The organism is Aquimarina aggregata (assembly GCF_001632745.1).
Taxonomy (GTDB): domain Bacteria; phylum Bacteroidota; class Bacteroidia; order Flavobacteriales; family Flavobacteriaceae; genus Aquimarina; species Aquimarina aggregata.
Genome location: NZ_LQRT01000024.1, coordinates 1 through 23,766, shown reverse-complemented (window position 1 = coordinate 23,766; position 23,766 = coordinate 1). Strand labels below are relative to the sequence as shown.

At 33.1% G+C, this 23,766-nt stretch carries 11 protein-coding genes and 1 pseudogene; 10 read left to right on the top strand and 2 right to left on the bottom strand.

Annotated elements, in window-relative coordinates:
• Window positions 1-223: 223 nt before the first annotated feature.
• Window positions 224-6,877: a PA domain-containing protein gene (locus tag AWE51_RS15430; protein WP_066315072.1), complete on the top strand. Its 6,654-nt coding sequence runs from the start codon at window positions 224-226 to the stop codon at window positions 6,875-6,877.
• A 158-nt stretch (window positions 6,878-7,035) separates the two neighbouring features.
• On the opposite strand, the gene AWE51_RS15425 is transcribed toward AWE51_RS15430, so the two are convergent.
• On the bottom strand, window positions 7,036-7,434 hold the full coding sequence (locus AWE51_RS15425) for a DoxX family protein (protein ID WP_066315070.1): 399 nt from the start codon (window positions 7,432-7,434) through the stop codon (window positions 7,036-7,038).
• Between the two features lie 87 nt (window positions 7,435-7,521).
• Window positions 7,522-8,673, bottom strand: a complete 1,152-nt coding sequence (locus tag AWE51_RS15420; protein ID WP_066315068.1) for a DNA polymerase III subunit — start codon at window positions 8,671-8,673, stop codon at window positions 7,522-7,524.
• Between the two features lie 279 nt (window positions 8,674-8,952).
• Here AWE51_RS15420 and AWE51_RS15415 point away from each other — a divergent pair, with 279 nt between their 5' ends.
• From AWE51_RS15415 to AWE51_RS15375, 9 genes and pseudogenes are all read left to right on the top strand, one after another.
• The gene (locus AWE51_RS15415) at window positions 8,953-10,488 is read left to right on the top strand and encodes a serine hydrolase (RefSeq protein WP_066316303.1); all 1,536 of its coding nucleotides are present in this window, start codon (window positions 8,953-8,955) and stop codon (window positions 10,486-10,488) included.
• A gap of 281 nt (window positions 10,489-10,769) precedes the next feature.
• The gene (locus tag AWE51_RS15410) at window positions 10,770-11,957 is read left to right on the top strand and encodes a phosphoglycerate kinase (RefSeq protein WP_066315065.1); all 1,188 of its coding nucleotides are present in this window, start codon (window positions 10,770-10,772) and stop codon (window positions 11,955-11,957) included.
• Window positions 11,958-12,230: 273 nt separating this feature from the next.
• Window positions 12,231-13,868 carry a LysM peptidoglycan-binding domain-containing protein gene (locus AWE51_RS15405; protein ID WP_066315063.1) on the top strand — a complete coding sequence of 546 codons (1,638 nt, stop codon included), beginning with the start codon at window positions 12,231-12,233 and terminating at the stop codon, window positions 13,866-13,868.
• Between the two features lie 15 nt (window positions 13,869-13,883).
• Complete coding sequence (locus tag AWE51_RS15400) at window positions 13,884-14,351, top strand: T9SS type B sorting domain-containing protein (protein ID WP_082832468.1); 468 nt, start codon at window positions 13,884-13,886, stop codon at window positions 14,349-14,351.
• 16 nt (window positions 14,352-14,367) lie between these two features.
• Entirely contained in the window at window positions 14,368-15,354 is a 987-nt protein-coding gene (locus AWE51_RS15395) for a DUF4837 family protein (protein WP_066315059.1), read from the top strand.
• A gap of 182 nt (window positions 15,355-15,536) precedes the next feature.
• Window positions 15,537-17,963 (top strand): hypothetical protein, encoded by a 2,427-nt coding sequence (locus AWE51_RS15390; protein WP_066315056.1) that lies wholly within the window; start codon window positions 15,537-15,539, stop codon window positions 17,961-17,963.
• Between the two features lie 85 nt (window positions 17,964-18,048).
• Window positions 18,049-20,424 carry a hypothetical protein gene (locus AWE51_RS15385; RefSeq protein ID WP_157766128.1) on the top strand — a complete coding sequence of 792 codons (2,376 nt, stop codon included), beginning with the start codon at window positions 18,049-18,051 and terminating at the stop codon, window positions 20,422-20,424.
• A 133-nt stretch (window positions 20,425-20,557) separates the two neighbouring features.
• Window positions 20,558-22,924, top strand: a complete 2,367-nt coding sequence (locus tag AWE51_RS15380; protein WP_066315051.1) for a hypothetical protein — start codon at window positions 20,558-20,560, stop codon at window positions 22,922-22,924.
• 76 nt (window positions 22,925-23,000) lie between these two features.
• A pseudogene (locus tag AWE51_RS15375) lies at window positions 23,001-23,766 on the top strand (hypothetical protein); the annotation flags it as partial.

The window sequence follows — 23,766 nt, the reverse complement described above, 5'->3', positions numbered from 1 at the left end:
TACCCCACATAACCCTATAATTTTACAAACGTTTTTTGAATGTAATGCATGTCTTTTACAGCATTTCATGATTTTTTATCATGCAATATCGAATTCATGCAAAAAAAAGAAGAAAAAGATGTTTTTAAAGGGTAACAATTGTTCTACTGGTTGCACTAAGTAATAACAGTATATGAATAATCTATTGGTAACAAACAATTTATAATCAACGAAACCTAAACAAATGAAAACAACTTTACTCAAAAAACTCTTAGTATTGGGCTTGCTTTTTGGTGCAGTATCAAATATACTGGCTCAACAAGATTTTAGACCTAGACAGAATATTTCTACCAGAGGAGATATACTTTTAATCGGTAATGCTATCCATGGTATACAGTCCAATCCAAATGAAAATTATGATACACTTGGAACTAATAATGGATCTAGTTTTGATACTGCATATATAGATATCGATGGGGATAATACTACATTTAGTTCAAGTAGCGCAGATTTAGAAAACCCAAGTACCGAGAATTGCTCTACAATTGTATATGCTGGATTGTACTGGACGGCTAATTATTATTTAGCAAGAGGTGGTATTCCAACCTTATATATAGAAGATGAAATTCCTACTACAGACTTTGATGGTACTGGTAGGGTTAATGCTAGTACTTCTAATACTGTATTGACACTAAATAATTCACAATGGGCCGAAACATATTTTCTTAGGGTCACAGAGTTTTCTAACGATAATTCTGATATTAGGTTAAGTCCTGCATCATCTAACCTTGTTGTGGCAGCACCTAGAAATGGTTGTGGTATAACAAACGCAGGAGCATTAGCTGGCAACATCGCAGTAATTGATACGGGAGGTAGTTGTACAGATAGAGAAAAAGTCATTAATGCACAAAATGCAGGAGCAATAGGAGTAATAATTGTAAATGACAATGGTAATTTGCAACGTGCTACAGGGGATGGTGCAACCATAACAATACCGTCTGTAACGATAGGCAATAATGATGTTTTTGGTAATAACCTTATCGATGCTATTAATTTTGAGGCTAACGTAATAAATGCTACCATATCTACTACAGGTAACGAAGTTACTACCGGTTTACCTTTGAACGATGTTAGAGCTAGAGGTACTGCTGATTATAAAGCTATACAATTAGGTTTTGGAACTCCGGGAGCAGTTACCTATACCCCTGTACAACCACAAGTAAGTTCTCAGGTAATCGATGTAAATGGTACGCCAACAACGACTCATGGTGGTATTATTTATGACGGTTATGCAGGTACAGTTTCAAATCCAGGTACAACGGCCAGCGATAATGTTCCATATACGTGTTATGCAGATGTAACTGCTATAGTGCAAGCAAATGGTTATGGTACATATACAGTTGCTAATATGAAAGCAACGGTAGGTGATACTTCGGGAGTTTCAGGAGCAACAGGTGGTTGGTCATTGGTTGTTATTTATAATGACCCAAGTTTTGAGGGAGTCAATAAATTTATGTCTGTTTTTGATGGTTTTAGAGAAATTCAACCCGGTACGACATCAAGTACTGTCGATTTACCCATAGAGGGATTTAGAACACTTGCCGCTCCCAGTCCGGTAAACGTAAAGTTTGGAATAGGAGCTTTAGAAGGTGATAGTGGTATAGTAAATGATAATTTGCAGATAGAAAACACCTCTGGGATTTATGTAGACATATTTAATGCAGCTAATCCCCAAAATAACTTTTTTAATAGTTCGATCTCTGTTGATGGAGTAATATCAACAAACAGAAATCCAGCATCTGCCAACACGCTTGGTTTTGATACCGATATTTTTGAATTACCGAATAATGCAAATGATCTTATTCCTAATGATGCTACTAGTGCAAATTTTAGGCTATCATCAAATGGTGATGGCTATCAGGCATTTATGTCTGTCATTGCAGTCGAAGATATTTTACCGGAACTATTATTGATTAACGAGGTATACGATCCAACAGACTTAAACACGTCAATTAGTGGCACTGCTGTAGAGCCAGGCGATGCTTTAGTATATCGTTTACGAGTTAAAAATACTGGTAATGAAAACTATGCAGAGAATGTAATTATAGATGATGTATTACCGGCAAATGTTGATTTAGAGTCTATTGATGGTATTGATGTTACAGCAAACCCAATAGGTAATCTGGTAACAATTCCTACTATAGGTTATGCAGTAAATATTGATAGCCAAGGAGCTCAAACCTTAAAATTGTCAATACCTGCTGATCTTTTAGAGTATACGAGCCCTTCGGGACCAGGAGATGGAGAATTGAGTATCGATTTTACGGTACGCGTAGTTTCTGACTGTGAATCGTTACGAGATGCATGTTCTAATGAAATAACGAATTTGGCGGTAGCTACATATACCGGTATCGTTTCTGGGATACAACAAACACAACAGAGTGCAAACGAAGTTTTTGAATGTGGAAATACTGATGGATTAGCAACAAACTTTTTGGTTAACATACCTGCATGCACGCAAAGTGTAAGTACATGTGGCGGTGAATTAATATTAACTGCAGGAACGGGATATGATCGCTATACATGGTCAGGACCGAATGGTTTTTCTACAGTTACAACGATACCGTCAGTGGTTGTGCCATCTGGAAATGAAAGCGGATTGTATATCGTAATTAAGGAGGATACTAATCCTGCCGATGGTATATGTATGACCCTTACAGAAGAATTTGATGTTATAAACTTTGCGTCGGCTCCTCATCCGTTACAAGACGACGCAACTATAGAGAATTTTATAGATTATTTTGATAATACTAATGGAGGGTGTAGTCAGCCTTTAGCAAAAGTTAATCTATGTGGTGATGAGACATATACTGTAGATTCGCAAGTAAATCCAGATAATTTAGTCGCTATAACTTGGCAACAATTAACTAACGATACATGTAAGGATAGAACAGATAGTTGCCCTGCCGTTACTGGTGGTTGTGATGCATTTGGAAATTGGACAACCTTACCTTCTGGATCGGGAACACCAACTACTTATGAATTTACAGATGCAGGAGAATACAGAATGGTATTAGAAGTGGTAGGAGGATGCACGCAGATATTCTATTTTGATATTAATAAAAATGATTACCAACCAGAAGTAGATATTTCGGATATGGAATGTGGTAATGATGGACTTGTTCAAGTAAGCAATATACCACCCGGCGATACGTATAGATTTGTGATTCGACTAGCTTCAGATCCACCACCAACTACTGCACAGGTAATAGCATCAACCAATATAGATGGACGTTTTGTAATTCCTTTTCAAACTAATCCATTTTTATTTACAGTGTATGCTGTGGATACAGCACTTCCAAATTGTATGTATGAGATAGATGGTACGATAAGATCATTTGACCCTGTTTTTGATATTTTTGTTACAGCACCAGAGTGCACTACTATTGATAACCCAAGTGCTTTGGGTAGTATTAGAGCCGAAGTTATTGGGGGACTGCCATTATATGAATATCGTATTCAGGGAGGACCTAATGCTATCGATATAGTAACAGGAGATGAGGCATCAAACCAAGGTGATTATACATTTAATGGCTTATTACCTGGAATATATACTGTACAGATAGTTTCTAATCGCAATCCAGATCCAGAATGCATTCAAGAGTTTACCAATGTTGTGGTACCTGCAGCACCGGCGTTTACAACAAGAGTGGATTTTATAGCACCTGCAAGCTGCGATACGGGAGCAGTAGTAGAGGTAATTGTTTTAGAGGGCTCAGGTGGGCCATATCAATTCGGATTTGCTTCAGGCGTATTTGTAAGTCCTGATGCTGGTGAACCGCAAGATAGGTTTAGATTTACACTACCAACTACTGCGGTACCTTCGGATGTATTTAATTTTCAAATTTTAGATACAAGTCTACCTTTGAGTTGCATTAAGGAAGCTAGTATATCAGGAATAGAAACGTACGTTCCTATAGAGATTGCTTCGGTAGTGCCTACCAATCCCGTTTGTCCAACAGATTTGGGTACTATAGAGGTTTCCCTTACACCTTCATCAGCAGTTGCAGGAAGAACTTTTGTTTATGAAGTTTTAACTAGTGAAGATGAGGTAGTACTATCAATAAGTACATCTAATGTTACTACTACATTTACGAATATACCTTCAGGACCAGGCTATAAAATAAGAGTGTCGCACAATGACACAACAGACCCAACAGCCGACTCAATCTGCCCTGTTGTTAAAGAAGGTTATGATATTATTATACCAAGCCCAATAACTTTTGATATTAATCTAACTAGAGAATTAAGTTGTATTTCTGGAAATGAAGATGCTCAAGTTACATTATCCAATTTTACTGGCGGCACAGGAGATTATGAATGGAGTTTAAATGCCTCAGGACCTTTTGTTGCTATAGTATCTGATATAACATCGTTTCCTATAAGCGAGGCAGGTGTATATACTATTTTTGTTAGAAACCCAAATGCACCTGCTTGCCCGACAAGTGCGCCAATCAGCATTAATCAATTAGAAGAAATAGATGATATCATATTAACAGAAGGAGCATCTAGTTGTGAAAACCAAACAGTACTTACCGATGTAACAGCATTTCCAGCATTATCTTCTACAGATATAGCAAATGGGGTGCAATATGATTTTACAATACAACCAGCTCCTTTTTCTGGACCGGCAACATTTAGTATTACAGCTACAACGGGCATGCAGCCAATTACCTTTAGCAGAGGTATTATCTATACTATAGAAGCAAAAAGAAGTGATAACGAATGTGGTATTGCAAAGAACTACAGTGCAGATCTAATAAATCAAATTGAAATTACGAGTCTTAATCCTCAAGATATAACATGTAATGGTAGTCTTGATGGTAGTGTAGCGTTTACAGTAAATTCGTCTAATTTTGGTTATGAAATTTTTGATTCTGTAACTGGATTTATGGTTAGTAATCCATTGTCTACGGTAGACACAATTGTTGTTTCAGATCTTGGAACTGGTACGTATACTATAAGAGTTTTTGACATTACTACAAATTGTGAGGATATTTCAATTTTTGAAATCACAGAACCTTCTGCCCTAAATGCGTCGACAGAGATCGTACCACTAACAACAATAAATGACGGAAAAATTATTGTAAATACAGACGGAGGTACTCCTCCTTATCAATATTCTTTAGATGGGGGAAATATTTTTGAAACATCAAATACTTTCGAAAATCTTCCTTCAGGAACCTTTACCATATTTATAAAAGATAGTAATGGCTGTATCAAAACAGTATCGGCAACGATAGACCCATTAATATTGCCTATATCGGTAGTATTAAATTTAGACAGTGCTTTTATATCTTGTTTCGGAGAAAGTAATGCATCAATAAAAGCAAATGTAACAGGAGGAACGGGTATATATGAGTATGTTCTTACAGGAACAAGTATTCTAGGAGAAACCATAAATTCTGGACCCCAAACAAGTAGTACTTTTTCTGGTCTATTTGCGGGGACATACCTTTATACTGTAAACGGAGATGGCTCAGAACATGTGTCGGTACCGTTTACAATTACAAACCCACCAGAGTTTTTAAGTGAAGTAACGCTAAGTAGTGTTTCTTGTAATGGAGAGAATAATGGGACCGTTACGATATTAGCAACAGGAGGTACTCCTCCTTATTCTTTTGCAATTAGTTCGATTCCTAATACATTCTTTAGTGATGATTCTGATGGTATTTTTAATCAACATGCATTCAAAGACTTAGGACCAGGAACTTATGATGTTTTAGCACAAGACACTAATGGGTGTGAGCAACTTTCAACTATAGAAATTTTAGAAAATACGCCTATACTTGCTTCAGTTGTGAATAGTACACCAGAGATTTGTTTTGGAGATAGTAATGGTTCAGTGGTATTTGAAATTTCGGGAGGAACTCCGCCATATCAAACCAATATAACAAATAATGATGTTGATTTTGTTGAAGGTCAATTAAATTATGACAATCTTCCTTCAGGAATAACAACAATCTATATTCGAGATGCAAAAAGTTGTATAACAACACTTTCTGTTGATATTTTAGAAGCTTCGGCAATTTTCTTGAACGTGACAGTTACTCCGATTACTAATGATGCAGATGGAGTTATTGAAGTCATCGCTACAGGAGGTAACCCACCATATATATATCAATTAAAAGACATACAGACCGGTACTGTAGTTAATGAGCAACTTTCAAATACTTTTACTGTAGGTTCATCAGGAGAATATCTTGTTGAAGTTTTGGATAGCAATGGATGTATTATTGGACAGACAGTTACCATGGAGTCTACTGCTCAAAACCCGATTATTGAGTATGCAGATGAGATTTTCTTTTGTACGATAACAGGACAAATTTACCCTACAATTGCAATAGAAAACGCTAATGGTGAAACCTTAGATATTCCTTTTCTGGATGTGGTTTCTGTAGTTTGGCAAAAATTTAATGATATTAATTGTGATATAGAATTACAAGATAATTGTCCTACAACAGACTCTAGTTGCACTTCTGGCTGGTTTAATTTATGTACCACTAATGATTGCGACATTGCAGATGCAGGAGAATATAGGGTAGTAATCGAGTTTGCAAATAAATCTACAGACCGAATACAAACCTATTATTTTAAGGCAGAAAGACTAGTACCAGATACCCAACCAGATTTTGTGATGTATCCTAATCCAGCTACTAGCTTGGTACAAATTAATAAGCAGGTTAAAAGTATAGAGGTTTTTGATGTGATGGGTAAATTAGTCTTACAAACATCAGAGAGCACTTATGACGTTGCTTCGTTAACCAACGGAATTTATTTTGTTAAAGTAGTAACCAATACTAATGATGAGGTCTTTACTCGATTAGTAAAAAAATAACATGAATTGTTAAATAAAAAAGAGCTGCCTAAAAAGGTGATTTTTCTGTCATTTCGAGCGAAGTCGAGAAATAGTATATCTTGATTTTTAATACATTTCGACTTCACTCAATGTGACGGATTACAACTATCAACACTTTTTAGGCAGCTTTTTTTGTTTTATTTTGTTGCCATATACAATCCAAAGATAGCTACGATAAAGTAACACGTGATTGTTAAAGCACCTTGATAATCTTTTGCTACTCGTTGTCCAAAAAGAAGTAGTAATAGCGTTACAGACGCTGAAAATGCACTTAAGATGGCATAAAAGCCATATCCGCAACATAGGAGAGCATATATTGCAGTTATACAACATAGTGCAGTAAAAACTTCAAGAATCAAAATAATCACTAATAGTAAAGGCACCATTTTGCCCATAAAACTGGCTGCAAAATGTTCTTTTAGCCAACCAACGTTTCCTTTCCAATCCACTATTTTATCAATTCCTGATTGTAAAAAAGTAATAAGTAAAAATAATTGAATTGTAATTGATACAATATGCGTCATAAAATTATCCATGATGAGTATGTTTAGTATATCAAATATAGAATAAGATTTGAAAACCAGATGTCATTTAAGAAAAGCTATAGGGTATTACAACAACGATTAACTTTTCTTATGTAATAGACGTGTAAGTTTTATAGAAAGGTCTGTAAGTACGATTTTGGCATTACCATTTCGTTCTATATGATACGCAGCATCTTGTAACTCTGTACAAATATCCATGATATTTGCTCCATGAATAAAAGGAGCAAAATTCTCGAGTTTAAAACCACTTGTAGTAGGCTCTAGAAAAACTAGATCTTTAGCGCCATAATTTAATAATAGTGCTTGTCTAAAAAAGTCTAAACAGTAGTTTAAGAATTTTTTTTGTGTTTCTCTTCCGGTTCCCGCTATAGATTCACTCCAACTAATCAAATCATTTATAGCAGATTTATTTCCTTTTGCTCTAAAGGCAGTACGTACCCATTGTATAAACCATTCTTCAAATTGATCATCACCTCCATCATGATGTAGCAAATGCAAAGCCTTACTGTAATCACCATTAGCTTGATGTGCTATTTTTGAGGCTTCGCTATCAGATAAATTCTCTTTCTCTAGTAATACATCTTTTATAACTTGTTCTCCTAGAGGTGGAAAATGTAAAACCTGACATCGGGATCTAATGGTTTGTATAAGCTGTTCTTCATCTTCTGCTATAAGAATAAATACAGTTTTTTCAGGAGGTTCTTCAATAAGTTTAAGAAGTTTATTTGATGCGGCGATGTTCATTTTATTCGCCATCCAAATAAGCATGACTTTATACCCACCTTCATAACTTTTTAGAGAAAGTTTTTTTACAATCTCTAGCGCCTCATCAACACCAATCTGTCCTTGTTTTTTTTCGATCCCTAAAGAAAGATACCAGTCAAAAATACTTCCGTAAGGGTTTTCTTTTACAAAGCTTCTCCATTCTTCTGCAAAATGATTAGAGGTAGGGTGTTTTTTTACTTTATCATTTACGGCAACGGGATAAGCAAAATGAAGATCAGGATGTGCAAGATGATCAAACTTAATATTACAGGATTGATTACCATTAGTGTTTTCTCCATTTTCATTTTGACATAATATATATTGCGCATACGCAATTGCCATTGGTAAAGTCCCACTTCCGTTTGGACCTACAAAAAGTTGCGCATGAGGAATTCTCTTACGATCTGCACTTGTTGCCAAATAGCTCTTAATATGTTTTAGGCCTAAAATTTCTGAGAAAAGCATGGACAAATATAATGAACTCATTCATAGTTAAACAAGAAAACCTTGTGCTATGATCATATTTAAAAACCAAGGGTATTTACTAATTTTTAAACTCATTTGGCTATTTTAAGAGTCTTAATGATCACAATGAATAAATGATATTGTAAAAATGTCTTAGTGTAAAACTGTGTTATTAGAAATTTTAAGAAGATATTTGGGATAGTTCTTAAGAGGCAAATAATAATTTGAGTGATAATAAATATGAATAACTTACCTAAAACTATCAAAATAAATAAAACAATGAGAACACTTACAGTCTTAGTTTTTTTGTTCTTTTTTCAGGCATCATCTATTGCACAAAAATCAATCGAGCAGTTAGATAAAAGCTTCGAAGAGGCATTGCAATTATGGAATATACCCGGTATGTCAATAGGAATTATTAAAGACGGAAAAGTAGTCTTGGCAAAAGGATATGGTGTTTTAAAGGCAAAAGGAAAAGAAAAACCAAATAGTAAGACAATGTATGCCATTGCTTCAAACACAAAGGCATTTACGACAACAGCATTAGCAACATTAGTCGAAGAAGGAAAACTATCATGGAATGATAAGGTACGAAAATATATCCCTGATTATGAACTATACGATAGTTATACTTCAGAACAGGTTACAATTCGAGATATATTAAGCCATAAAGTAGGTTTTGCTAATTTTAGTGGAGATGTGATATGGTACAAGAATAATAGATCTGCTGCAGACCTTTTAAAAAGAATCAAATATGTCCCTAAAGCTTATGATTTCAGAAATGGATACGGTTATAGTAACTTGATGTATATGAGTGCGGGAGAAGTCATTAAATCCATTACAGGAAATTCTTGGAGTGATTATGTAAAAGCACGTTTTTTTGAACCTTTACAAATGACCCGAACAATAACTAGCGTAGAAGAGCTTGGCAAATTCTCTAATGTCGCTACACCTCATAAACCTATTAAAAATGAAAATAAACCGATTACATGGACAAATTGGGATAGTATGGGCAGTGCCGGAGCCATTATTTCTAGTGTAGATGATATGTTAAAATGGATTAACCTTCATCTTTCTAATGGAAAGATTGATGATAAGACATATTTTTCCCAAGATCAACAAGAAGAATTGTGGCACCCTAATAATAGTTATAAAGTAAATTATAAAAGAAGGGCGGTATACCCTATGAATTTTTCGGCATATGGTTTAGGTTTTGGTCTTTATGATTATGAAGGGCAAAAAGTAATTACACATAGTGGCGGCTATGATGGTATGTATTCAAGAGTCGCAATGGTACCAGAACAAGGATTGGGAATTGTAATATTAACCAATAGTATGAAAAGTATTGGCGACTACCTTACATATGATATTTTAGATTACTTTTTAAATAGAAAGGATACAGATTGGCATAAAATAGGACTAAACAACTATACTAATTATACAGATTGGATCGATAAAAAGAAAAATACCATTCGTACCAAGCAAAAAAAAGGTACCACTCCTACCATTGCAAAGACCGAAATGGAAGGCAGCTATTATGATGATCTTTATGGAGCAAAAATAACAGTATCAACAAATTCAAAAAATGAACTAAAAATAAACTTTGAAGGAGCTCCGGATTTAACAGCTAAACTTGCGCATTGGCACTACAATACTTTTGAAATACAATGGGAAAATGAACACGCATGGTTTGATTTTGGAACGCTAGGCTTTATCACCAATACAAATAATGAAATAACAGGATTAGAATTTGATGTACCAAATGGAGATATATTTTTTGATGAGATCAAAGCAAAAAAACAGAATCAAAAATAAACTATGTATATAAAGTAGGTTGAGGTACTTTTTGAATCAAAAGAAACACGTACTGTAACTAAGATATTTGTATACTAGTAGGACTGAAAAGTGTTTTTTATAAGTTTAGAAAAGAGTATCTTTTAATAAAACACTATCATTTTTTTATCAAAAAAGCACTTTTTCTAAAGAATCGATAAAAGTGAAAATTTACTATCGTTTTCGAAAGAATTTTTCTGCCGATTTTTAATGTTTTTAACGAAATAGAATTATTTTCGTTGACTCAATATCAATACTGTAAGATGAAGACAATCAACGATTTTAATTTTGAAAATAAAAAAGCATTAATTCGTGTAGATTTTAATGTACCCTTAAATGATAGTTTTGAGGTAACCGACGAGACTAGAATACAAGCTGCTAAACCTACAATTATTAAAGTATTAGAAGATGGTGGCTCGGCAGTTTTGATGTCACACTTAGGAAGACCAAAGGGGGTTCAAGATGAATTTTCTCTTCGACATATTGTAGATAAAGTATCAGAAGTACTTGGAGTACAGGTAAAGTTTGTGCCAAATTGTGCAGGACAAGAAGCTGAAGATGCAGTGGCAAAACTTGGTTCTGGTGAGGTATTATTGTTAGAAAACCTTAGATTTCATCCTAGTGAAACTGCAGGTGATGTTGATTTTGCAGAAAAATTATCAAAATTAGGAGATATCTACGTTAACGATGCTTTTGGAACCGCCCATAGAGCGCATGCTTCTACAACAATAGTGGCTCAGTTTTTCCCAGAAGACAAATGTTTTGGTAGTCTGCTTGCAAAAGAAATAGAGAGTATTGATAAAGTATTACGTAGTGGAGAGAAACCAATAACTGCTGTTTTAGGAGGATCTAAAGTATCTTCAAAAATTACAATTATCGAAAATATTTTAGATAAAGTAGATCACTTGATTGTTGGTGGTGGTATGACCTATACATTTATAAAAGCGCAAGGTGGACAGATTGGTGATTCTATCTGTGAGGATGACAAACAAGAATTGGCTTTAAATATTCTTAAACAAGCGGAAGAAAAAGGAGTTCAAATTCATTTACCAGTTGATGTATTAGGGGCAGATGCATTTGATAATAATGCGAATACTAAGGTGGTTGATGTAAAAGAAATCCCAGAGGGTTGGCAAGGGCTAGATGCAGGACCTGAAACTATGAAAAATTTTCATGAAGTAATATTGGCTTCAAAAACTATTCTATGGAATGGACCATTAGGAGTTTTTGAAATGGAAAATTTTGCAAAAGGTACTATTGCCTTAGGTGATTCTATTGCCGAAGCAACTAAGAATGGAGCGTTCTCTTTAGTAGGAGGAGGAGATTCTGTTGCAGCAGTAAAACAGTTTGGTTTTGGTGATAAGGTAAGTTATGTTTCTACAGGTGGAGGGGCTATGTTAGAAAGTTTAGAAGGAAAAACATTACCAGGAATTGCAGCGATAAAAAAATAAGTTACATCAAGGTTTTGTAAGAAAAAACCTTGTTTTGGAAAAAATGAAGAAAAAACCAGTCATCTCGACTGGTTTTTTTATGTTTTTAACGCTCTGATCTTTTGTGCTTTAGAAAAAAAATGCGATTTTCGCGACGGTATTGTTGATAACATGTTAATTAGTGATTGTTTTTTAATTATTTTTGAAAGCAGTACCCGTTTTGTCTAAATTCTTTTTAATAAAGAAAGACATATACCCCTAAATCTCTAAAATTTGAAGTAAATAATATTAGGTATGAGAAAAACTACTTCTTCATTTCTTTTTTTTCTATTGGTTTCATTTTGTGCATTTGCGCAAAAAACAAAAGAACATAAAACTGCAGATACAGATAAAAGCAAAGAAATCTTGTTAGAAAAGTCTCTAACTGTTCAAAGAGATACAGTTCAGGTAGTAGATACAACTACGCAGATTATTACTACAAGTAATGAATTGCAAATGACTACGCTAACTAAAACAAGTATAAAAGATAGCCTAACCTATGCAGCAAAAGACTATCCAAAAATGTCTGAGTTAGATTCTTTATGGAAACAAGAACTATACAACTCTAGTCTTTTTGATACCATTTATAAATCTGTTACAGAACTAGCATATGAACCTGTAGAATATGTTGATTTACCTACAGATACTTTAAAAGCAAGATTAGCAGAGTTAAATGCTCGAACACCATTTAATGTAGAATACAACCCTTCTTTAGAGAGTGTTATCAAAAATTACTTAAAAAACAGGCACGAACACTTGAACAGGTTGATGGCACTTAGTGAATTTTATTTCCCTCTTTTTGAACAAGAATTAGATAATCAAAATATACCTTTAGAGATTAAATACCTTGCTATTGTAGAATCAGCTTTAAAACCTAGAGCAAAGTCTAGAGTTGGCGCTACAGGATTGTGGCAGTTTATGTTTGGTACAGGAAAAATGTATGGCTTAGAAGTAAGTTCATATGTAGATGAACGTATGGATCCAATTATGGCCACCCAAGCGGCTTGTGCTTACCTTGCCAAACTGTACAAAATATTTGGAGATTGGGATCTTGCTTTAGCATCATATAATTCTGGACCAGGTAATGTAACTAAGGCAATTAGACGTAGTGGTGGTTACACTAATTATTGGAATATAAGACATAACCTTCCAAGAGAGACTGCTGGATATTTGCCTGCCTTTCTAGCCACTATGTATATCTTTGAGTATGCAGACAAACATGGTTTTAAACCCAGAAAACCAGAGTTTGCATATTTTGAAACCGATACTATTAAAGTGAAACAGATGATTTCATTAGATCAGGTTTCAGAATATATGAATATAGACATGGAGGAACTTCAATTCTTAAACCCTTCATATAAACTTGATATTATACCGTACATAAAAGATGAGAATTATGTATTGCGTTTGCCGTTAGATAAAATAGGCCCTTTTGTAGCTAATGAGGATCAAGTGTATACATTGGCTAAAGCCGAATTTGATAAACGAGAGAAACCGCTTCCTAAATATTTTGAAGCTAATGACAGGATTAGATATAGAGTACGAAGTGGAGATTATTTGGGAAAAATCGCTCGAAGATATGGCGTTAGGGTAAGCCAACTAAAAAAATGGAATAGACTACGCAGTAATAACCTAAGAGTGGGTCAACGTCTTACTGTATATCCAAGACGTCCTGTAGTAAATACCGCTCAAAAAACATCTTCTTCTTCAAAAACTACTAAAGCGAAAACAGTTACCAGTACTTCAGAATTGTACACTGTTAAATCAGGAGATACGTTATGGAGTATTTCTAAGAAGTTTAAAAATATTTCTGTAGAAAACCTAAAAAGCTGGAACGATATTAGTGGCAGTGGTATTAAACCAGGTATGAAATTAAGACTTTCTAAATCATAAGTATAAGCACTAATAATGTATAAATTACTCTTAACAGGTATCACCTGCCTGCTCTTCTTGAGTTGTTCTGATGATGACACTGATAATAATAACTTATCTTGTTGTGGAGAAGATGCATTAAGCATCGAAACAAATGAACTTCCCGGAAATACAGAATTATCAATTTTTAACGTAATTACACCAAATAAAGATGGTTTTAATGATCAATTTGTGATTTCAGGTTTAGGAGCCTATCCCAATAATAGTATTAAGATATTTGATAGAGGTGTATTGATTTTTGAAACAGAAAACTATCACCTAAATCAAAGGTTTGGATTAGACTTGATAGACCAATCTTTTGATAAAAAAGTATTTACTTACGAATTATTGGTAGATAACGGGCAATTATTTAAAGCAAATGGTACGATTTGTGCTATTAAATCATCAGGAATTGACACTGATAAATGTAATGCGTTCAATATCACGGATCCGTTACTTGAATAAATTAGGGTATTATATTATGAAAAAACTTACACTAGTATTTATTTTTTCACTTTGTATTTTAAGTTGTACAGAGAAAAAAAAAGAGAATAAAGATACTGCCTCAAGAGGTGCAATGGCACACTCTGTGGGTAAAATAAATGAACTTTCAGTAGTTATCGATAATGACCTTTGGAAAGGAAGAGTAGGCGATACTATCCGTAAATATTTTGGAGCCGAAGTACCAGGATTACCGCAAGTAGAACCTTTGTTTTCAATGAGGCAAATGCCCAATGCAGCATTTTCAGGTTTGGCTCGTAAAAGCAGAACATTTCTTCTTATTAAGAAAGGAAAGAAGAAAGGCTATATCACATTAAAGAATAAATTTGCTACACCACAAAATGGGGTGGTTATTTCGGGTACCGAAAATGAAATTATTGAGCTGATTCATAAAAATCATGAAACGATAGTTTCAAACTATAAACTTACAGAGACAAAAGAAAAACATAAGCGGATTAAAAAATCTCTTGAAAGAATTCCGCAATTATCAGAAAAAATGGGAATCAATCTTGATATTCCTAGCGCATATCGTGTCGCAATTGAAGAGGATAAATTCTTCTGGATACGTAAAGAAATTACTAACGGAAGCATGGATTTAATGATTTATGAACTCCCTTTAGGAACGATTCCTAAAGATTCTAACACAGTTTCTAGTATTATTAAAATGAGAGATTCTATTGGCGCAGTAAAAATCCCAACATCGGCAGTAGGAAATTTTATCACCGAAGAAGCGTATGCACCTTACCTTTATGAAACTAAATTAGATAATAGATTTACTTTTGAGACTAAAGGAACTTGGGAAATTAAAGAACGCTTTATGGCAGGTCCTTTTGTAAATTATGTTATCGAGGATGTTCCAAACAATAGATTACTGGTTTTAGAAGGGTTTGTTTTTGCACCTTCGATTGCTAAAAGGAATAATATGTTTGAACTTGAAGCGATTATTAAAACAATCAAATTTAATTAGTAATTTCTCATATAGTATGATTAAATAGTGTATTTCCTTACTTTCTGTTAAGAAATTCACCCATATAGCTTTAGAAACCTGAAAAAACTGTATTTTTTTTAAGATTTTTAGGAGATGGTATATTTTTTGATGACTCTTTTAAATTGCACACAAGCATTTTAAGACTTAAAAACTACCATCAAATGAGGCTATTTCTATTATTGTGGACTACACTACTACTATCTAACTTTGCTTTTTCACAAAAAACACCTTCAGAACTACCCGAAGATGCAAATGCTAAATATTTTGAAATACCTAGAGAGTCCCTGTATGTTCATCTTAATAAAAGCACCTATGTTTTAGGAGATCAAATCTGGTTTAAAGGCTATGCATATGATCGAAAAAATAGACTACCCTCGTTAAGAACTAAAAATTTTAACATAGAGTTATTTAATAAAGAAGGTAAAGAAGTTTACAGTAGTCTGCACCTTGGAGAAGATGGTAAAACCAGCGGAACTATTAAAATAGATTCGACCTGGAGCAGTGGAAACTATTATTTAAGAATCTCTACCAACTGGATGAATAATTTTATAGAAGATGATTCATATACGCAAAAGATTAAAATTATAAATCAAAAAATTGTTAAACAGGATATAACGCAGGAAATTGCTTACGACTTTAAGTTATTACCAGAAGGAGGTCATATCGTTTCGGGCACAGATAATACAATTGGTTTTAAATTAATAAATGATCGTGGATACGGAGTATCATTTGATGAAGCCTATATTGTGGACCAACAAAATACTAAAATCATTTCTTTTAGATCTAATGCTTTTGGAATGGGAAAGTTTACTATACAGCCCGATCCTGAAAAAAAGTATGAAGCTATTGTAAAATTGAAGAATGGAAAAGAAGTGAGAACTACTTTTCCTAGCATAGCTCCTAAAGGAATTTCTATGAGCATTAATAACCTTTTTGATGATAGTATTGTTATCGAATTAAATACAAACCCTAATACATCAAAAGATATAGAACAAAAAGAGTATTATCTATTGATTAGACAAAATGGTGAGTCTAGAAAAGTAGCTGTGAGTTTTTTGTCCAATCAATATAAAAAGACGATTCATATTGGCAGAAAAGAACTTTTTGAAGGTGTTAATATCATAACACTATTTAAAGATAAAACTCCAGTTCTAGAACGATTATTGTTTAATTCAATAACCAAAATAAATACTAATGAAGTTCTTATTACATCTTCAAAAGCAGAAAAAGATTCATTATCCTTTACGATAGCGATAGATAAGAAAAAAGAGATTCAATATGATATGAGTATATCAGTATTACCAGAATATACCAAGGCATATGAGCATGATGATAATATAATATCTGCTTTAATGCTAAAAAACCACCTTAAAGGCTTTGTTGAGAACCCAAAATATTACTTTACAAATGTAGATCGAGAAAAATCATATGATTTGGATCTTTTATTAATTACACAGGGATGGAGCAAATATAGCTGGCATAATATTTTCACATATCAACCCAAAATACGTTATGACTTTAATTATGGTATAACGGTTAAAGGGAAATTGCAAAATACCAGAGATCATGATATTGATAAGATTTACCTGTTTCCAACAAAACATAGTGCATCAAAAATTATTGATCTTGACAGTACTAGAAATAGCTTTGTAATTACTGATTTTTATCCAGAAAAGAACGAAATAGTTAAGCTTTCGGCTATCAAATCAAATGGGCGTTTTGCAAAAACAGGAGTGTATCTTCAAGTACAACCAAATAGGTTTAAAAAATCGTTTTCAGCAACTATTCCCTCAAAAATAGATGTAAACAATATTGTTTTGGATGATGTGGATATACCAGATTACTTTTTTAATAGCGAAATTCAGAAATTGGATAAAGTCGAAATTAGTGCTGTGAAAAAACAAGAGAACCTTAGTAATATATTTATACCCGATTACGTAAAAAAAAGATCTAAAGAAATTACAGAACAAGATGCCAGATCTTATCCCAATGTATTGGATTATATTTCGACCAAGGGATTTCGTGTTAGATATGGAAGTAGTGAAAATGGAAATGCAGTGAGTACAACACCTCAAGGTGAGGTTACTATAATCTCGACAAGACTTGTCTCTGCACTTGGGTCTAATTCTCCGCAAGTGTTTCTTGATGGCGTGTTACTTTCCAATTATGATATCTTGTTTAATTTTAGAACAGAAGAAGTAGAACGAATCTTTATAGACAGAACGGGTTCGATTACCGGTTTGAGAGGAGCAGGAACTATTGAAATTTATACTAGAAAAACTCCTTTGGGTGGATATAAAACAGGGTCAAAAGTTAGATCTACAGTTTCAAAACATAAAATAAAAGACGGTTTTGAGCCTAAAAAAGAATTTTATAACCCAGAATATAGTAGTTTTTCTGACCCTCTTTTTATAGACTATGGTACGATCCACTGGCAACCTGAAATTACCTTTAACAAAAAAGGAAAAAGCACTTTTAAAATTCCTGATACTTCTTTAAAGAATATTAAATTTTTTATTGAAGGAATAGGTAGTGATGGTAGTTTGGTATCAAAAGTTTATACCGTAAGAAATGTAAATGCAAATTAAAATAAGCATTTTTGATACGGTTAAATTAAACCCGAGAGTGATAATAATTACACACAAATTTTTAAGACTTAAAAACTACCATCAAATGAGGCTATTTCTATTATTATGTACTACACTAGTACTATCTAATTTCTCGTTTTCACAAAAAAAAGTTAAGTTGTTGCCCGAAGATGCAAATGCTAAGTATTTTGAAATACCTAGAGAATCCCTATACGCTCACCTTAATAAAAGCACCTATGTTTTAGGAGAGAATATATGGTTTAAAGGCTATGCGTATGATAGAAAAAATAGATTACCCTCGTTAAGAACCAAAAACTTTAATGTAGCCCTATTCGATAAAGATGGTAAAGAACTTCACAGTAGTTTGCACTTAGGAGAGAATGGTAAAACCAGCGGAACTATTAAAATAGATTCGACCTGGAGCAGTGGAAATTATTATTTAAGAATCTCTACCAACTGGATGAATAATTTTATAGAAGATGATTCGTACACACAAAAGATTAAAATTATAAATCAAAAAATTGCTAAAGAGGATATAACGCAGGAAATTACTTACGACTTTCAATTACTTCCAGAAGGAGGTCATATCGTCTCGGGCACTGATAATACAGTTGGTTTTAAATTAATAAACAATCGTGGATACGGAGTATCATTTGATGAGGCCTATATTGTAGACCAACAAAATACTAAAATCATTTCTTTTAAATCTAATGCTTTTGGAATGGGAAAGTTTACTATACAGCCCGATCCTGAAAAAAAATATGAAGCTATTGTAAAATTAAAGAACGGAAAAGAAGTGAGAACTACTTTTCCTAGCATAGCTCCTAAAGGAATTGCCATGAGCATTAATAACCTTTTTGATGATAGTATTGTTATCGAATTAAATACAAACCCTAACACATCAAAAGATATAGAACAAAAAGAATATTATCTATTGATTAGACAAAATGGTGAGTCTAGAAAAGTAGCTGTGAGTTTTTTGCCCAATCAATATAAAAAGCCTATTCATATTGGCAGAAAAGAACTTTTTGAAGGGATTAATAGTATAACTTTATTTGAGGAAGAAGTTCCTGTTCTAGAACGATTATTGTTTAACTCAATACAGACAATAAATACTAATGAAGTTCTTATTACATCTACAGGAACAGAAAAAGATTCATTATCCTTTACGATAGCGGTAGATAAGAAAAAAGAGATTCAATATGATATGAGTATATCAGTATTACCAGAATACACCAAGGCATATGAGCATGACGATAATATAATATCTGCTTTAATGCTAAAAAACCACCTTAAAGGCTTTGTTGAGAACCCAAAATATTACTTTACAAATGTAGATCGAGAAAAATCATATGATTTGGATCTTTTATTAATTACACAGGGGTGGAGCAAATATAGCTGGCATAACATCTATGCCAATCAACCTAAAGTTCATTATAATTTTAACCATGGTATAACGGTTAAAGGAAAATTGCAAAACACTAGAAGTCAAGATATAAATAAAATATATTTGTTTCCGACGAAATATAATGCATCAAAAATTATTGATCTTGACAGCACAAGGAATAGCTTTGTAATTACCGATTTTTATCCAGAAAAGAACGAAACGATTAAGTTATCAGCAATGAAATCAAATGGGCGTTTTGCAAAAACAGGAGTGTATTTGCAGGTACAACCAAATAGATTTAAAAAACCACTTTCGTTGGATACTTTTAATACACAAGTTGACCATAGAATAACAAATTTTGATCCTATAGAGATTGTTGGTTCATTATACAGTACTAATGTTGAGGAATTAGAAAAAGTGATATTAAAAGGCTCGAATAAGAAAGAAGAGTTTCACGATGCTTTTATTTCTGATAATGTTAAAAGAAATTCTAGAAAGATAACAAAGCAGGACACACAGAATTTTCCAAATATACTTGATTACATTGTTGCAAATGGATATAGAGTACGATATGGTGATGGTGTATTTTCCCCTTTAATAGAAATAGTTGGGGTAAATACAGTATATATTGATGATGTTAGAATATCCAATCAGGACCTACTATTCAATTTACGAACTGAAGATATTGATCGAATACTAATCGATAGAAGAGGCTGGATAACTGGTTTAAGTGGAAACGGAACGTTTTTTATTTACACCAGAAAAACTCCTTTAGAAGGATATACATCAGGGTCAAAGGTTAAGGCTACAGTTTCAGAACATAAGATCAAGGAGGGGTTTGAACCGAAAAAAGAATTTTATAACCCTGAATATAGTAGTTTTTCTGACCCTCTTTTTGTGAATTATGGTACTATCCATTGGCAACCCGAGATTACCTTTAATAAAAAAGGAAAAGGGACTTTTAAAATTCCTGATACCTCAATAGAAAATATTAAGTTTTTTATTGAAGGAATGGGAAGTGACGGTAGTTTTATATCAAAAATTCACACTATAAGAAATGTAAATGCAAATTAAGACAAGCATTTTTGATAAGATTAAGTTAAAAACCCCAGAGTGATAATGATTGCACATTGGGTTTTTTATATTTAAAGAAACAAGAGTGTAAATAATTGATTTACAATTTATAAAGATGACACACACAAATTATATGCGGCTTCTAATTTTAATTTTTGGACTACTATTTTGTTCATATCATATAACCGGACAAACAGATTCTAGTGAAATTTCTCAAAAAGCAATAGACGAATATTTCAAAAGCCCTCGAGAAACGTTGTATACACATGTCAACAAGAGCACATTTCTAACAGGAGAAGAAATTTGGTTCAAAATGTACGCATACGATCGAAAAAACAATTTACCATCACGATTTACAACAAATTTCAATGTTGAGCTTTTTGATACTAAAGGCAATCAAGTCTTTGGTGGGCTATTTTTAGGATATCGCGGTAGTGCCAGTGGTGCTATTAAAATTAAAAAAACATGGCCGAGTGGCAGTTACTATCTTAGAGTATCGACCAATTGGATGAATAATTTTCTAGAAGAAGACTATTATAAAAAGGAAATCAAGATTGTAAATCAATCCTTGGATAATCAAGTCATCGAAAAAAGCATTCTTTATGATTTTCAATTACTTCCCGAAGGAGGACACCTCATTGCAGATGCTGAGAATACAATTGGATTTAAACTAACTAATAATTCGGGACTCGGGGTATCTTTTGATAATGGATTTGTACTTGATGATAAGGAAAATAAAGTAGCATCTTTTACATCAAATAGATTTGGGATCGGAAAATTTAGTTTTAACCCTCAGTCAAATCAAGGATATACGGCAGTTGTTGTTCTTGACGATAAAAAAGAAATAAAAATACCTTTCCCTGAAATTAAAAAGAAAGGTATTTCTATAACCGTTAATAACCTTTATAAAGACAATGTTATAATCGTTTTTAATACAAATAAGACCACATTAAAAGAAATAAAAAATAAGAAGCATTATTTGTTGATTCACCGAAATGGCAAATCAAAGAAGATTGCAATAGATTTTTCTGCTAAAAAAACTGAAAAAGCGATATACATTAAAAGAGATCAATTTTATGATGGCGTAAATACAATCACCCTCTTTAAAAATAAAACACCTATTCTAGAGCGGTTACTTTTTAATACAGCGGTAAAAAAAGAAAGTGAAATAGAATTAACATATCAAAATGCAAGAAATGATTCTTTACTGTTTAATATAAAGATGCCTTACACTAATGGCGTAAACTATGATCTAAGTGTTTCTGTTCTTCCAGAAGAAACAAAATCGTACAACCATAAAGATAATATACGTTCTGCAATACTCCTTAAACCCTATGTTAAAGGTTTTATACAGAATCCAAAGTACTACTTTACCAATTTAAATAGAAGAAAAGTATATAACCTGGATTTATTATTACTAACTCAGGGTTGGAGTAAATATAACTGGGATACAGTCTTTAATAAACCCCCAAGTATTGTACATAATTTTAATAACGGGTTAACACTAAAAGGAAAGCTTCAGAATATTAAAAATAAGGAGATTAAACAGGTGTATCTTTATCCAACTAAAAACAATACATCTAGATTGATTGATTTGGATAGTACAAATGCCTTTAAGGTTCAAAATTATTACCCAAATCAAGGCGAATTAATCAATGTCTCTGCCGTAAATGCAAAAGGTAAGTTTATAAAAACCGGGATATATGTTCAGGCATTTCAAAAACGGTTTCAAAAACCTTTTTCACCACCTGCTTTTTCAACAACCATCAAAAAAACAGACGATGTTTCTATCCCTTCATATTTTTTTGGAGATACAGAGCTATTAGATGAGGTACTTATAAAGGGTAAGAAAAAACAGAAAGAAGAAGAATCAGAGTTTTTAATAGGAAAATCAAGAGAAATTAGTGAAACAGATGCAAATGCATACACAACGATTGCAGATTATTTAATACGGTCTCTGGGTATTCGGTTAAATATAAATCCAGCGGGAGCTACAGAAAACCCCAATGCAGATAATGTGCAGACCCCAAATATATTGACAAATAGAAATATTCCTGAAATATATCTAGATGATGTACAGCTCATAGATTTTAGTATTTTACTTAGTACACTTACCCAAGATGTAGAGGATGTTTATTACGATAAATTTGGTTTTGGAGGGAGTAGCGGCGAAATAAGAATTTATAGTAAAAAGTCATTTTTTGATGGTACTGCAAGTGCCGGAATAGATTATAAAATATCAGAACATACTTTTAAGAATGGTTTTACACCTGCAAAGGAATTTTATAACCCTATTTATGCCAGTTTTCAAGACCCTCTTTTTAGAGATTATGGTACAGTACATTGGCAACCTAGAGTTATTTTTGATGACAAAGGAATTGGTACCTTAAAAATTCCGGATACATTTTTAAAAAGCATAAAATTTTATATCGAAGGTATTGGAAGTGATGGAACACTTGTTTCAAAAATTCAGACAATAAAAAATATAAACTCAAATTAAAGATGGAATTATATTTTTATCTTTAGTACATCGCAAGGGGCAAAACAATACATTAAAAACTAGTAAGTAAAATAATATGCGTTCATCATCTTTTCTTTTAGGTTTATTATTTAGTTCGTTTCTTTCATTTGGTCAGGTTACTGTTGTGGATTCAGAAGCTGCCGTATCGTCTTATTTTAAACTACCAAGAGAGACGGTTTACTTACATTTAAACAAGAGCACATATGTTGTTCAGGATGAGATTTGGTTTAAGGGTTATGTTCATGATCGTAAGAATGGTTTACCATCTTTAGCGAGCACTAATTTTAATATAGAGGTTTTTGATGATCAAGGTACCGAGAAGTATAGTGGATTATTTTTAGGCTATCAAGGTGTTACTTTGGGTAATATTGCGATTGGATCAGATTGGAAGAGTGGGGATTATTATGTTCGTATCTCTACGAATTGGATGAATAATTTTATAGAGGATGATTCTTTTACTTCAAAGATTCGTATTATCAATGGTGATTTATCAGTAGATGCTACAAGTGTTGAAGATTCATATGATTTTCAGTTATTGCCAGAAGGTGGTCATTTGGTTAGTGAAGTAGACAATACGGTTGGATTTAAGTTATTAGATAGTCAGGGTAGAGGCAAGAGTTTTGATGAGGGTTTTATAGTTGATGCTCAGGGTAGTAAGCTTGTAAGTTTTACATCTAATAGTTTAGGTTTAGGTAAGTTTACGTTTCGTCCAGTTTTAGGCGGGCAGTATAGTGCTAAGGTTATTTTAGGAGATGGCAAGGAACTTAGTATTCCTATAAAAGATATAAAGGGTAGTGGTATTTCGATGCAGGTTGATAGCA